General features: G+C 62.7%; 15 protein-coding genes. 6 read left to right on the top strand and 9 right to left on the bottom strand.

All coding sequences use genetic code 11. The annotated features are described in order from the left end of the window. Positions 1-106 precede the first annotated feature (106 nt). The 5 genes from LCF59_RS09010 to LCF59_RS08990 all read right to left on the bottom strand — a co-directional run bounded on the left by LCF59_RS09010 (position 107) and on the right by LCF59_RS08990 (position 5,928). On the bottom strand, positions 107-631 hold the full coding sequence (locus LCF59_RS09010; RefSeq protein ID WP_292287130.1) for a DUF3035 domain-containing protein: 525 nt from the start codon (positions 629-631) through the stop codon (positions 107-109). Between the two features lie 59 nt (positions 632-690). Next, on the bottom strand, positions 691-1,161 hold the full coding sequence (gene lspA, locus LCF59_RS09005) for a signal peptidase II (RefSeq protein ID WP_292287129.1): 471 nt from the start codon (positions 1,159-1,161) through the stop codon (positions 691-693). Between the two features lie 43 nt (positions 1,162-1,204). After that, positions 1,205-2,794 (bottom strand): bifunctional phosphoribosylaminoimidazolecarboxamide formyltransferase/IMP cyclohydrolase, encoded by a 1,590-nt coding sequence (gene purH, locus LCF59_RS09000; RefSeq protein WP_292287128.1) that lies wholly within the window; start codon positions 2,792-2,794, stop codon positions 1,205-1,207. A 21-nt stretch (positions 2,795-2,815) separates the two neighbouring features. Continuing rightward, a complete protein-coding gene (locus LCF59_RS08995) occupies positions 2,816-4,564 on the bottom strand; it encodes a heparinase II/III family protein (RefSeq protein WP_292287127.1) in 1,749 nt (582 codons plus the stop codon). Positions 4,565-4,647: 83 nt separating this feature from the next. Next, positions 4,648-5,928, bottom strand: coding sequence for a transcription antitermination factor NusB (locus LCF59_RS08990; RefSeq protein ID WP_292287126.1), 1,281 nt, complete (start codon positions 5,926-5,928; stop codon positions 4,648-4,650). Positions 5,929-6,007: 79 nt separating this feature from the next. On the opposite strand from LCF59_RS08990, the gene LCF59_RS08985 reads away from it, so the two are divergent. Then, the gene (locus tag LCF59_RS08985; protein WP_292287125.1) at positions 6,008-6,190 is read left to right on the top strand and encodes a DUF1674 domain-containing protein; all 183 of its coding nucleotides are present in this window, start codon (positions 6,008-6,010) and stop codon (positions 6,188-6,190) included. A gap of 3 nt (positions 6,191-6,193) precedes the next feature. Here the strand turns inward: LCF59_RS08985 and LCF59_RS08980 are convergent, their stop codons facing one another. Then, positions 6,194-6,556, bottom strand: a complete 363-nt coding sequence (locus LCF59_RS08980) for a dihydrodipicolinate reductase (protein ID WP_292287124.1) — start codon at positions 6,554-6,556, stop codon at positions 6,194-6,196. Between the two features lie 85 nt (positions 6,557-6,641). Further along, positions 6,642-7,460 (bottom strand): 4-hydroxy-tetrahydrodipicolinate reductase, encoded by an 819-nt coding sequence (gene dapB, locus LCF59_RS08975; RefSeq protein WP_292287123.1) that lies wholly within the window; start codon positions 7,458-7,460, stop codon positions 6,642-6,644. A gap of 85 nt (positions 7,461-7,545) precedes the next feature. Between dapB and rbfA the strand changes: the two genes are divergently transcribed. The 4 genes from rbfA to LCF59_RS08955 all read left to right on the top strand — a co-directional run bounded on the left by rbfA (position 7,546) and on the right by LCF59_RS08955 (position 10,872). Then, entirely contained in the window at positions 7,546-7,941 is a 396-nt protein-coding gene (gene rbfA / locus LCF59_RS08970; RefSeq protein ID WP_292287122.1) for a 30S ribosome-binding factor RbfA, read from the top strand. After that, positions 7,916-8,680, top strand: a complete 765-nt coding sequence (locus tag LCF59_RS08965) for a phosphodiester glycosidase family protein (RefSeq protein WP_292287121.1) — start codon at positions 7,916-7,918, stop codon at positions 8,678-8,680. Before rbfA ends, LCF59_RS08965 begins: the two co-directional genes overlap by 26 nt. Positions 8,681-8,759: 79 nt before the next feature. Beyond that, on the top strand, positions 8,760-10,106 hold the full coding sequence (locus LCF59_RS08960; protein WP_292287120.1) for a TldD/PmbA family protein: 1,347 nt from the start codon (positions 8,760-8,762) through the stop codon (positions 10,104-10,106). Continuing rightward, positions 10,093-10,872 carry a 3'(2'),5'-bisphosphate nucleotidase CysQ gene (locus LCF59_RS08955; RefSeq protein WP_292287119.1) on the top strand — a complete coding sequence of 260 codons (780 nt, stop codon included), beginning with the start codon at positions 10,093-10,095 and terminating at the stop codon, positions 10,870-10,872. The genes LCF59_RS08960 and LCF59_RS08955 overlap by 14 nt, the downstream gene beginning before the upstream one ends. Before the next feature lie 268 nt (positions 10,873-11,140). Here the strand turns inward: LCF59_RS08955 and LCF59_RS08950 are convergent, their stop codons facing one another. Together LCF59_RS08950 and LCF59_RS08945 are read right to left on the bottom strand one after the other, a co-directional pair. Continuing rightward, on the bottom strand, positions 11,141-11,845 hold the full coding sequence (locus LCF59_RS08950; RefSeq protein WP_292287118.1) for a hypothetical protein: 705 nt from the start codon (positions 11,843-11,845) through the stop codon (positions 11,141-11,143). Continuing rightward, entirely contained in the window at positions 11,817-12,101 is a 285-nt protein-coding gene (locus LCF59_RS08945) for a hypothetical protein (protein WP_292287117.1), read from the bottom strand. The genes LCF59_RS08950 and LCF59_RS08945 overlap by 29 nt, the downstream gene beginning before the upstream one ends. Before the next feature lie 187 nt (positions 12,102-12,288). Here LCF59_RS08945 and LCF59_RS08940 point away from each other — a divergent pair, with 187 nt between their 5' ends. After that, positions 12,289-12,774 carry a hypothetical protein gene (locus LCF59_RS08940; RefSeq protein ID WP_292287116.1) on the top strand — a complete coding sequence of 162 codons (486 nt, stop codon included), beginning with the start codon at positions 12,289-12,291 and terminating at the stop codon, positions 12,772-12,774. Positions 12,775-12,861: the final 87 nt, after the last annotated feature.

Below are 12,861 nucleotides of genomic sequence, written 5' to 3'. Positions count from 1 at the left end.
TCCTTAGTTTGGAGCTAACGTACGATGCATCGGGGCGGTTTCAACCCGGCCAACGGCATCGTGAGCCGCAAGACCTGTCAGGCGTGACGGCGCAGCGGCGTTGCGATCAGCGCGGCGGTGCAGACGGTGTGAGCGCCCCGGCCCTGCGCGCGGCCTCCAGCGTTGCGTAGGGATCAAGCGTCTGCCTGCGATAGACCCGGTTATACGTGTCTTCAGGCACCAGGCGCCAGTTGAACAACGACCGACGCTCGCGGAATTCCTGATCGGCTTGCGCCAGCTGGTCGCGAATGCCCGGTTCGCGTCCGAACCGCGACGCCCGTGCGACAAGCGCCTGATCGCCGGCCCCGATGCCTGCCGGCACGCCCAGGCGTTCGGGTGATCCGCCCAGCACTGCCACGGCATCCTTGAGCGGGGTCTGGTCGGTGCGATTGGCGCCACCCGGTGTTGGCTGGGGCAGTTCGACAAGGGTGTCGGGCGTCTGCAACGGTTTCGGCGGCACGATCGAGAACTCCTCGGGCGCGCCCGACGGATTGCGCAATTCGCGCAGATTGGTGTCACGATCGGCGGTGTCCTGCCGCGTGCCACATGCGGTCAGCGCCAAAAGTGCCAGTATGATCAATGTGCGCGGCATGTTTTCTGCCCGCCTCCGTGTTCGCCTCGGACTTGCTTTAACGCATCCTGCCGCCCCCGTCACGGGGCGTTTTTGCTGCCCGGGAAAAGCGCAAGGCCAATGGCCCCGATGAACACGCTGATATCGGCCACGTTGAACGCATAGGGATTGGAAATCCCGCAGCAGGACATGTTGAGAAAATCCGCAACGGCCCCATAGAGCAACCTGTCCACGACATTGCCAAGCGCACCGCCGATCAACAGACCCCCAAAGACCAACCCCATGCGCCCAGGCGGATCGCGCCGCATCCAGACAAGCACAAACAGCACGATGCCCAGCGCCACCGAAATAAGCACCCAACGTGTCCAGTCGGCATGCCCCGACAGAAGCCCGAAATTGATGCCGGTATTCCACGCCATGCGGAAATTCAGATAGGGTGGAAACAGGTCGATGGCGCCGACGCGGGCAAGGTCCATCACATGGACCACCATCCACTTGCTGATCTGGTCGACCACGAAAACGATCAGGGAAACGAGGGCGACCAGACGCATCAAAATTCCTTTCGCTGCGGCAGGCTCTTACCGCTTGGTAAAATCAGTGCCGGAAATGCCGCATCCCGGTGAGCACCATGGCCAGCCCGGCGTCATCCGCAGCCTTGATCACCTCGTCGTCACGCATCGAGCCACCGGGTTGAATGACACAGGAGGCACCCGCCGCCGCCGCTTCCATCAGGCCATCGGCAAAGGGGAAGAAGGCGTCGGACGCCACCGCGCTGCCCTTGGTAAGCGGCTCTGACAAGCCCAGCGCCTCGGCCATGCGGTCGGCCTTCTTCGCGGCGATCAGCGCGCTGTCAAGCCGACTCATCTGGCCCGCGCCGACGCCCACGGTGGCCCGGTCCTTGGCATAGACAATGGCATTCGACTTGACATGCTTCGCCACGGTCCAGGCAAATACCAGATCGCGCATCTGGTCGTCCGTGGGTGCGATTTTGGTCACCACCTTCAGATCATCCAGATCAATCCGCCCATTGTCGCGGTTCTGGACCAGAATCCCGCCCGAAACTTGGGTCCAGGCGGTCCCCGGCTCTGCGGTGTTCGCCAGTCCCGGCGCCATCAACAGACGCAAGTTTTTCTTGGCCGCGAAGACATCCTTGGCCGCCTGATGCGCACCCGGAGCAATCACGACCTCGGTGAAAATCTCGGAAATCGCCTCGGCGGTTTCCCCGTCCAGCGTCGAGTTCAGCGCAACGATCCCGCCAAAGGCAGAGGTGCGGTCACAATCGAACGCCTTTTGGTACGCCTCTTTCAAAGTCCGTCCCTTGGCCACGCCGCACGGGTTCGCGTGCTTGATGATCGCGCAGGCAAAGCCATCGCGCGGCAGGAATTCCGAAATCAGTTCAAACGCGGCATCCGTGTCGTTGATGTTGTTGTAGCTGAGCTCCTTGCCCTGGATCTGTTCTGCCACAGCAACTCCAGGGCGGTTGCTGCCATCGTGATAGAACGCCGCCCCCTGATGCGGGTTTTCGCCATAGCGCAATGGCTGCGCCAAAGTTCCGGCAAAGACGCGGCGGCGCGGCGTGTCCTCGCCGATCGCGCCAGCCATCCACGTGCTGACCGCGGCATCATACGCCCCGGTGCGGGCATAGGCGATCTGCGCAAGCCGCTGACGGAATGCCAGAGTCGTGTGGCCATCGTTTGCATCGAGCTCGGCCAACAATCCCTTGTAATCCTCGACATCGACAACGGTGGTGACAAAGGCATGGTTCTTGGCGGCGGCGCGGATCATCGCCGGGCCACCGATGTCGATATTCTCGATGCAGGTGTCATAGTCGCCACCCTTGGCAACCGTTTCTTCGAACGGGTAGAGATTGACCACCAGAAGGTCGATCGCCTTGATGTCATGCGCGAACATTGCCGCGACATGATCGTCATTGTCACGCAGGGCCAGCAACCCGCCATGCACCATCGGGTGCAGCGTTTTGACCCGGCCATCCATCATCTCGGGAAAGCCAGTCACCTCGGACACGTCCTTGACCGGCACATCCGCGTCGCGCAGCGCCTTGGCGGACCCGCCGGTGGACAGGATCTCGACCCCCCGCGCATCCAGCGCCTTGGCAAGATCGACGAGGCCGGTTTTGTCAGACACGGAAAGCAAGGCGCGTCGCAGGGGGGCAAGAGTGGTCATGGCAGCAAAAATTCCCAGTGTTCAGTTCAGCAGCATCGCATCGTCCTCGGCCAGGTCCCGCACCGCGATGGCGGTATCCTGCGCCTTGGCCAAAGACCAGCGAACGCGGGTTGCATACTCCATTGCGCGACCGGTTAAAACGACCTGTTTCGTCGCGCGGGGGCGCAATCGCCCCTTTTCAAGGTAAACCGACGCCTCCAGCGACAGGTTGCACCGCCCGGCGTAGCGGAAAACCCAGATCTCGCCACTTCTCAAAGCCATTGAAACAGCGGTTCCATTCATGTCGATGGCGGTGTCGACCTCGGGATGCAGGTGGAAGCGAATGTCAAACGGGATACCCGACAGGCGGCTGTCTTCCATTTTCTTGTCGAACTGCGCCTTGCCGTTGCTGTTGAGTGCCACCAAAAGGTCCTCACCCACGACCCCGCGGCCATCGAATGTCAGCTCGAGGATGCGCGCATGGGTCAGGCCATGCGTCCGCGAATACCCGTCATGCCCGCCCTCGAATCGGATGCCGTCGGTGGCGCGCGATATTTCCACCGGCACATTCCTCGGCGCATCGTCAAGCAGCTCACGCTTGATCGAGCCGACCCGGGTCGTGTCTCCCAGGCGCGCACTGGAATAGCCGTCAAGACACAGGGTCGAATGCGATGGGGTCGCCCGCCCCGCCCTGCGCCAGTCCTCGCCAAAGGCCGATCCCGACCCGCAGTTCACGACGAGAGGACGCCGCCCGGACGTGAGCTCGAAGGCAAGCGTCGAAGCATGGGCATTGATGCTGGACATTCCTGTCGGCGGAGGCGCCGCGTCAATGATCAGGGAGGTGCGGCCGGCGGACAGGCGCGCAAACCCCATGACAAGGTTCTGCGGAACCTGCGCCTTTACGCCCGCCGCAGCAAGCGCGGTGTCCAGCCGCCCCTCCATACCACGCCCACCGCCGTGAAATCGCGCGAGGCCACCATCGCAATGGCGCAATGCGCGAAGCGTTGGCACGATCTTGGCAATCGCGTGAATATGTGCGGGCTCCGGCGCGCGGGCCGTTTCCTGCAACGCATCGCGTGCCCAGATCAAAAGGGTGCACACCTCCATCAACTCTTCGGGGTTGCGGGTCGAAACGCCGCCTCCTTCGTTGATCTGACGCTCGCATTCCTGGCCCAGCGCCTTGATCGCAGGGTCGGCCTGTGCCTCCATGCCCTGCAGGGACAGGCCGGCTGAAATGAGTCCCGTCAACGCTTCGAAGCGGGGCAATCCGGGGCACGCGCTGTGCCAGCGGCGGTTTAGAAATATCGTCTGCTGCGCGATGGACCGAAAGAACGCCCGCGATTGTTCCGGCGTGGAGCCGCCCAACACGAAAAACGCGTGATGCAGCCACCGGATCACGCGTCGCCCGGCCAATTCCGCTGTCCAGCCCGGGCCGGATCCGTTGCCATAGCGGGTTATCCACTCGAACAGCCAAGCCTGCGCGGTTTTGCGCGTTACCGGATCGCCAACGCTCGCCATGTCGTCAAGCCAGTGGAAACCGTGAAGTTCTTCGAGGAAAATATCATCCGGCGGGGGAATATCCCAAAGGATCGCGCCCGGCGCTTCAACCAGATGCCCCGCGAACAAAAGATTGCCCGCCGTCAGCTGCCGCCCGCGGGCATAGGACCCGACGGCTCGTGGTTCGGGCTGGCCGACAAAGGCGGTCGCCGGCCGGACGCGCGCGGACAGGCGCGCGTGAACACGGTCCAAAAGCCGGGTCTGCGCCCGTTTTGCGGCGTCCAGTCGAAACATCAGCTCTGCCTCTGCCTGGCTTTGCGCAGGCGGTTTTTCCCAGCACCATAGCTTTGTGACCGAGGCAAGTCACGGCGGAATTGTCAGGCGGGCGGCGGACTGCCATTGCGCTGCAACACTGCCATGTAGAATCCGTCCATGCCGCCCCGGTCCGGCCAATAATCCGGCCGCAGGCGGACGCCGCCTTCAGGACTGATCCAGCGCGTGTCAAGACCGGCGGCCGAGGGGGAAAGCAGGGTCAGATCGCCCGTCTGCGACAACAGCCACTTGACTTGATCCTCTCCCTCCTCGCGCAGCAGGCTACAGGTGCAAAAGACCAGTTTCCCGCCCGGTTTGAGAAAGTGAACCGCACGAAGCAGCAGGCTGCGTTGCAGCTTGACCAGATCGTCTATTCCCGCCTGTGATTTGACGTAAGGAAGATCGGGATGCCGCCGGATCGTGCCGGTCGCGGAGCAGGGTGCGTCCAGCAGGATCGCATCGAACGGGTCGTCTTGATGTGTCAGCGCATTTGCCACAACAGTCCGCGCTGCCAGCTTTGTCCGGGCAAGATTTTCCCTGAGCCGCACCATGCGCGGTTCGGATACATCCAGCGCCGTCACGTCTGCGCCACGCGCGGCAAGCTGCATGGTCTTGCCGCCCGGCGCCGCGCCGATGTCGAGAACACGCGCCCCTGTCACATCCCCCAAAAGCTGAACCGGCAGTGCGGCAGCGGCGTCCTGCACCCACCAATCGCCGGTGTCGAACCCCGGCAATGCTGACAATTGCCCCCGCGCTGACAAGCGAACGGACCCGGTGGGCAACAGCGTCCCATCAAGGGTGTCTGCCCACCCCTGCGCGTCGGATTTCACGCTCAGATCAACAGGCGGCGGCACCGCATGGGCGCGTTCGATCCGTGCGACACCCGCTTTGCTCCAGTCCTTGGCAAGCTTGGGACGCAGCCATTTGGGCAGCATCGTGTCCGGCGCCGCATCCCAGGCGCTTTGATCCAGCGCCGTGATCTTGCGCAACACGGCGTTCACCAACCCTTTCATGGGCGCGGTTTTCTTGTTTCCCGCAGCAAGGTTGACAGCATCGTTCACGACACCATGCGCAGCGCCGCCGGTCATCAACTCCACCGTCGCCAATCGAAGAAGGTTCATGACCTTCAAGGGCGGCGTGCGCTGCAGGTTGGAGGCCAAGAGGTGATCCGCTCGGCCCAGATACCGAAGCGTGTCCGTGACAAGCCGTTGCGCGGCAGCGCGTTCGGCGGGTGTCAGGTCCTGCCAGAGCGGATCGGCCATGACATCCGAAAGGATCCGGCCTTCGCCGATAATCTGGCTCAACCCATCAAGAGCTACGCGACGCGGAGAGGCAGGTGCGGGCAAAGGACTTTCCTGTATTGGACCGGGGTTGTCAGGGACCGGATGGCGCGTATATCAAACTCATACAAGAGGAAAGCCCGAGATGAGTTCCGATAACCCCATCGATTTGCCACCCGCCGCGCAACGTGCCTTGGCCGAAGCCGAAGCGCGGCGCAAGAAGGCAGCCTCGGAAGCCCCCTTACCGAAAGAGCTCGGCGGCCGTGACGGACCGGAACCGGTGCGTTACGGGGATTGGGAAAAAGGCGGCTTGGCGATCGATTTCTGAAACTCACCGCAGTCGGAAATCTGCCGTGTCTCCGGCCCCTTGATCCGAGGTGAACCGCACCTCGCTATCATTGGCGCGTACTTCCTGGCAATCATAGCCAAGGTCATCACCTCCCCAGGTCAGGTCCCGACAAAAGAAGCCGTCTTGCCAAGACCAGGAGCCGGTCACATCCCAGGTCACGCCCCGTCCCGTGATGCCACCGTTCTGATCGACGGCCAGACGCACCAGGGGTCGCGACAGGGTCTTGCCCTGCACAATCTGCACGAATTCGGATTTGCTTTCGATCCGCTTCAATTCGGCGGCAGCGCTCTGTGGAAAGCCAAGTGCAACCGCGGCGGCCACGATCAGGGAAACACGGGTCAACATTTGATCCTCTCGGGCTTGGGTTACGCAGAATACGTGTCCAACGCGCATCTGGATCAAAAGGTTTCCGGCATCGCGCCTTTCCGTGTCAGCCTTCGGACAGCCCCAGAACGTCCAGCATGTCGTATTCTCCGGGCGCCTTGTCCTGGCCCCAAAGCGCCGCCTTGAGCGCACCGCGCGCGAAAAGCGCCCGGTCGCTGGCGATGTGGCGCAAGATGATACGCTCGCCTTCGGCGGCGAACATGACATCATGTTCACCCACGATGTCCCCCCCGCGGATGGCGCTGAACCCGATCGCGCCCCGGTCGCGCGCGCCGGAAATCCCATCGCGGCCCCGGTCCGACACCTCGCGCAGATCGACGCCACGCCCCTCCGCTGCGGCCTCACCCAACATCAGGGCTGTGCCCGAGGGCGCGTCGACCTTCTGGTTGTGGTGCGCCTCGATCACCTCGATATCATAATCCGCATCGAGCGCCGCAGCGACCTTGCGCGTCAGCACCGTAAGCAGGTTCACGCCAAGGCTCATGTTGCCGGCGCGCACGACAACCGAGTGGCGCGCCGCGGCCTTGATCTTGGTCAGGTCCTGTTCGGACAGGCCGGTTGTCCCGATCACATGCACGGCGCGGGCCTGCGCCGCCAGTTCGGCGAACCCGACAGTGGCGGCGGGCGCGGTGAAGTCGATCACCGCCTGAGCACGCGCGAAACTGTCCAGCGGGTCATCCGCCACTATCACACCGTTGGCGCCCCTGCCCATCGCTGTGCCCAAATCCTGACCCACCCAGTCATGCCCGGCGCGGTCTATGGCACCGGCAAGGTAAAGCTTTGAGTTTTTTTCGATTTCTGTCACGAGCATCTGTCCCATGCGTCCAGATACTCCGGTGACAACCACGCCGACCTCTTCGCTCATGCCCATTCTCCGCCGGTGAATTTTCGCCTCAATAGCGGTTGGTCCCCTGCTTGGCAAAGGCTGCCAGAAGCCTTATGTCCCGTTCATGGCAAAAAACCGATCTCACAGCTCTGACGGACCGAGCCAACGGCAACTGCGCGTTGGCGAATTGATCCGGCGCACACTGGCGGACGTGCTGGCGCGTGGCGACATTCACGATCCGGACCTCAATCGCTATTCCATTACAGTGGGCGAAGTCCGCACATCTCCCGACCTCAAGGTGGCAACAGCTTTCGTCGTGCCCTTGATGGGGGATGGGCAGGACGAACTTCTCGGGCTTCTGAACCGCAATCGCAACGAATTGCGGCGTATCGTGGCAAAGAACCTGACGCTCAAGTTCTCGCCCGAACTACGCTTTCGACTGGACGACACGTTCGACCGGATGGACGATACCCGCCGCATTTTCGAGAAAGACGATGTCCGCCGTGACGTGGAAAACTAGGGGCACGCTGGCGGCGCTTGCGCTGCTTGGCACGACCCTGACTGCCCAGTCCGAAGTCGTCTGCGAGGAGCGCAACTTTGACGGCCTGCGCTACACCGCCTGCGACATTGATCCGCGCACCGACGATTTGCGCCTGTTCCTTGATGCGCCATCGGGCGACAGGTTTGGCCAGTTTTCTGCAATCGACGCAGAACTGAAGACCGAGGGTCGGCGTCTCTCCGTCGCGATGAACGGCGGAATGTACCATGACGACCGCGCGCCTGTCGGGCATTACATCGAGAACGGTCAAGAGGTCATGCGGGTGATCCCCACTGCAGGTCCCGGAAATTTCGGGCTTTTGCCCAACGGCGTGTTCTGCATCCAGCAAGGTCGGGCCGATGTGATCGAGACCCTTCGTTATGAAGCGGCGCGCCCGGACTGTCGCCATGCCACGCAATCGGGTCCGATGTTGGTGATCGACGGGAATTTGCACCCAAGGTTCCTGGAGGACGGCACCTCGCGGTATATCCGGAACGGGGTTGGCACCTCCGAGGACGGCACGCGGGTGGTTTTCGCGATTTCGGACGCGCCGGTGACATTCCACGAATTCGGGCGCATCTTTCGCGATGACCTTGACCTGCCGCAGGCGTTGTTCCTGGACGGCCGCGTATCGCGCCTGCATGCTCCCGGGCTCAACCGGTCGGATTTCGGGCGCTGGATGGGTCCGATTCTGGGTGTGGTCGAAACGGTCGAGCCTTAGTGTATTGACCCTTCAGGGTTGCGGTGACGTCCCGACCGCTCTACGTCACTGCCTCGCAGGCAGAGGCACCGGAGGCCCCATGACACAGATGCTCAACACCCTGACGCAAGACTTGCTGCAGCGGGCCAAGGCCGCCGGCGCGGATGCCGCAGACGTGGTTGCCGTGACCGGCAATTCGGTCTCGATCGATGTGCGCGGCGGCGCTTTGGAGCAGGCGGAGCGGTCCGAGTCCACGGACATCGGGTTGCGGGTCTTTGTCGGGCAGCGCGTGGCGAACGTGTCATCGTCGGATGTGCGGTCGGACAGCCTTGCGGTGATGGCCGAGCGGGCCGTTGCGATGGCGCGCGAAGCACCGGAAGACCCGCATGTCGGCCTGGCCGATCCGGCGCAATTGGCCGAGGACCGGTCTTTCGAGCGGCTGGAAATGTACGATCCCGCGCCCGAGCCGACGCCGGACGCGTTGGAGCGGGACGCGCGGGAGGCGGAAAGCGCGGCTCTCCAGGTGGATGGGATCACACAGGTTTCATCAGCCTCCGCCGCCTATGGGTCGCAGGACGTCTACCTTGCTGCAAGCAATGGGTTTTCTGGCGGATATCAGCGATCCTCACGCTCCACGTCCTGCGTGGCGATTGCGGGCACGGGAACCGGGATGGAGCGGGATTACGACGCGGATCAACGGATCTTCCAGTCGGATTTGCGGTCGGCGCAAGATATTGGCCGCACGGCGGCAGAGCGGACGCTGGAACGAATGAACCCGCGCAAGCCCAAGACCGGGGCCTACCCGGTGTTGTTCGACGAACGGATTTCATCGTCACTGATCGGGCATTTATTGATGGCGATCAATGGGGTTGCGATCGCGCGCAAATCATCCTGGGCGCTGGATTTATTGGGAAAAGAGGTCCTGCCAGGGCATCTGAGCCTGACCGAGGACCCGCACCGTGTCCGCGTTGCCGGGTCGCGCCCGTTCGACGCCGAAGGCTTGCCGACGCAAAAGCGCGATATCGTCAAGGACGGGGTGTTGACGGGATGGACGCTCGATCTGGCCACGGCGCGCAAGCTGGGACTGCAACCCACCGGGAACGCCGCGCGCGGGACCACCGCGGGGCCATCGCCCAGCGTGTCGAATATCGCTTTGACTCAAGGAGTTATGGACCGTGAAGGCCTGATTGCCGAGATGGGAACCGGGCTTGTCGTGACCTCGATGATCGGGTCCACGATCAACCCCAACACAGGGGACTATTCGCGCGGGGCAGCCGGCGTCTGGGTAGAGAATGGTGCGGTCGCCTACCCGGTGAGCGGTGTGACGATTGCGGGCAATCTTGTCGAAATGCTCAAGCAAATCACGCCAGCCAACGATGCACGCCCGTGGTTGAGCCGGGTTGTGCCATCGCTTCTGGTGGAAGGTCTGACGCTTGCTGGAGAATGATCTTGAACTTTTGATCGAGGCCGCAAGGGAGGCGGCCGAAATCGCCCTGTACCACAAGTCCAAGGGCTTGGAAGTCAACGAAAAACCTGGCGATGCCGGACCGGTGACGCAAGCGGATATCGCCGTGGACCGCGCCTTGCGAGACCGCCTGACCACGGCCCGGCCCGGCTATGGCTGGCTTAGCGAGGAAACGCCGGACAGCGCCGAGCGGCTGGTGCAGGATCGCTTGTTCATCGTCGATCCGATTGATGGCACCCGCAGTTTCGTGAAAGGAGAGCGCACCTGGGCGCATTCGCTGGCCGTGGTGGAGCATGGCGTCGTGACGCAGGGCGTGGTGTTTCTTCCAGAACTGGACTTGCTTTACGCGGCGGGCCTCTCGCAGGGGACGTTCCTGAATGAACAGCAGATAAGCCTTTCGCATAAAACAGATATTTCGGAAGCGCGCGTATTGGCGACCACGCCCAACATGGACCCCAAGCACTGGCGGGCGCCGGTTCCTGAGTTCGTACGTGCACACCGCCCGTCGCTGGCCTACCGGCTGTGCCTGGTCGCGCAGGGGCGGTATGATGCCATGCTGACGCTGCGGCCAAGCTGGGAATGGGACATCGCGGCAGGGGCGCTGATCCTGTCGGAAGCAGGCGCGAAAGTGACGGATCGGCAGGGAGTCGACCTGCGGTTCAACAACGCTGTGCCGCAGACAGCCGGGGTGCTTGGCGCGGCGCCCGATCTGCATGCCCAGATCGCGGCGAAGTTGGTGTATACCTGACCGCGCCGTACGGTTTGTACGGTTGAGCGGGGGCCGCTGTACGGGCCGGCATGCGACGCAGGGTGACATCCCGCCAAATCGCGCGGATTTGCCCCCAACCCTAACCGATGACACGACAGGGCATGTTCAACCGTACAAGGCGCGGCGCGGAGCCGTACGGTTTATTCGTACGGATTTGCCTTGCAGCCCGACATGAGAACATGCGGCCGGAACAATGGGCGCAAATACGGTGGGCGCAAAGGATGTCCCGCTTTGCGGATGTCCCGGCTTACACCACCTCGATGACGTCCTTGTCGATGGCGAGCATATAACCGCGGCGGGCGATATTCTTGATCAGCAACTCGCTGACCAGCTGGTTGCCCAACCCGTCGCGCAGGCGCTTGATCCGGGTGGCCCCGGCGGCTTCGTCGCAATCGGCTGCGGACTTGCCGGACACCATCGCTTCGATCTGGGCACCGGACAGCAGGTCGTCGTCCAGTCGCGCTTCGGCCAGAATCGAAATCGTCTCCATCATCGCATCGGTCAGCTTGAATCCCATCGTGTTCAGGTAGACGGTGTTTTCCTCCCGGCTGACGATGAGAGAGTTGACCTGGATCCCCGAGCGCTCGATCTGGGCCATGCGGCGATTGAGCATGACCAGCAACATGAGAAACACCAAGGCCGCGACCAGCATCGCGGTCGCAAAGATCAGCAGAACGAAAATCGCGGTGCGATACCCGGCCAGCGTGTCGGAGAATGCGGTGCCGGACTGGGCGAGGATCTCGAGCAGCTTGATTTCGGCCTGCGAGGTGAGGTCGTCGTTTTCGACGAAAATCCGCTCGACCCGCGCATTGAACGCGTTGCCATCGGGCAAGGTCAGAAACAGCACGATACCGGCCAGCAGCAGCAGGCCGACAATCACGCTGATCCCGATGGCCACGATCCGGGTGCCGGAGCGTCGCGCGTCAGTAGCGGAGGAAGTTCGATCCGGCACTGTCTTTCCTTTCGGCTAACCCGTCTTCGTCGAACACCGACACCACATTGAGCAATGTCCAGCCCGCTTGTGCAAGCCGGGTCGCAAGTTGCCGTTGCGCAGCGTTCACCGAACAGGGGCCCGAAATCTCGGCCACGCCATAATGCAAGCGCAGGGGATTGTCCTGTTTCGCCTTGTAATCGGCATAGCAATCGGCCTGAGCGGCGGCAGGTGCCAAGAGCGCGGCAAGGACGACAAAAGGAAAGACGTGTTTCATGGGTTCACCCTGCGGCGGCGCGCGGGGAAATTCAATAATGGTGCCGTGGTTATCGCATAACCGGGGCGCGTTATTGCCTGACGTGTCAAAGCTCGCCGAGATGGCAGATACAGGCGGCGGGGTGCAACCTCCCTGCCCTTTCAAAGCGCCCGGTGCGGCGCGTCACCGATCGAAAGGATGCCCTCTCATGTCACGCAAATTCATCGCAGCTGTCCTGGTTGTCGCCACCACCATCGCCACGTTTTCACCTGTCCCCGCAAAGGCGGCGTCCGAAGAGGATATCGCGCGGCTTTTGGCCGGGGCGGCGACGGTTTTCATCATCGGAAAGGCGATCCAGAATGCGCGCGACAGAGATCGGGACGACGACAAAGTCACGATCACGCGACACCCGCAAAAACCCCAGATCACACAATCGCAGAGCTATCCCAAAGTCGTGCCGCGCGGTCATGTGCCGGGCCGGCACAGGGCAGCCCTGCCCGCGCGCTGTGTGCGGCAGATCAAGGGCGGGCGTTTGAACCGCGTGGTCATGGGGCGCTGCCTTGAGCGAAACAATATCCGCCTGCGCAGCTTGCCCCGCGCCTGCAACATGACGGTGCAGACGCGGCGCGGCACGACACCGGCCTACGCCCTGCCGTGCCTTCGGCACAAAGGGTACAGCTTGGCGCGGCACTGACGCGGGCAGGCCGGCAAATGGCCTGTGGCCCTTGACCCTTTGCCCCTTGCGGGCATGACAGCCCCATCGTCATGCCCGCCTTTTCCT

It is taken from the genome of Marivita sp. (assembly GCF_020055675.1).
GTDB lineage: Bacteria > Pseudomonadota > Alphaproteobacteria > Rhodobacterales > Rhodobacteraceae > Marivita.
Note: the sequence above shows the minus strand (reverse complement) of the source record. Positions and strands in the feature narration are given on the sequence as shown.

Coding starts and splice junctions, on each gene's coding strand:
- LCF59_RS09010 (WP_292287130.1), bottom strand. CDS start 631: ATGCCGCGCACATTGATCATACTGGCACTTTTGGCGCTGACCGCATGT.
- lspA (WP_292287129.1), bottom strand. CDS start 1,161: ATGCGTCTGGTCGCCCTCGTTTCCCTGATCGTTTTCGTGGTCGACCAG.
- purH (WP_292287128.1), bottom strand. CDS start 2,794: ATGACCACTCTTGCCCCCCTGCGACGCGCCTTGCTTTCCGTGTCTGAC.
- LCF59_RS08995 (WP_292287127.1), bottom strand. CDS start 4,564: ATGTTTCGACTGGACGCCGCAAAACGGGCGCAGACCCGGCTTTTGGAC.
- LCF59_RS08985 (WP_292287125.1), top strand. CDS start 6,008: ATGAGTTCCGATAACCCCATCGATTTGCCACCCGCCGCGCAACGTGCC.
- LCF59_RS08980 (WP_292287124.1), bottom strand. CDS start 6,556: ATGTTGACCCGTGTTTCCCTGATCGTGGCCGCCGCGGTTGCACTTGGC.
- dapB (WP_292287123.1), bottom strand. CDS start 7,460: ATGAGCGAAGAGGTCGGCGTGGTTGTCACCGGAGTATCTGGACGCATG.
- rbfA (WP_292287122.1), top strand. CDS start 7,546: ATGGCAAAAAACCGATCTCACAGCTCTGACGGACCGAGCCAACGGCAA.
- LCF59_RS08965 (WP_292287121.1), top strand. CDS start 7,916: ATGTCCGCCGTGACGTGGAAAACTAGGGGCACGCTGGCGGCGCTTGCG.
- LCF59_RS08960 (WP_292287120.1), top strand. CDS start 8,760: ATGACACAGATGCTCAACACCCTGACGCAAGACTTGCTGCAGCGGGCC.
- LCF59_RS08945 (WP_292287117.1), bottom strand. CDS start 12,101: ATGAAACACGTCTTTCCTTTTGTCGTCCTTGCCGCGCTCTTGGCACCT.
- LCF59_RS08940 (WP_292287116.1), top strand. CDS start 12,289: ATGTCACGCAAATTCATCGCAGCTGTCCTGGTTGTCGCCACCACCATC.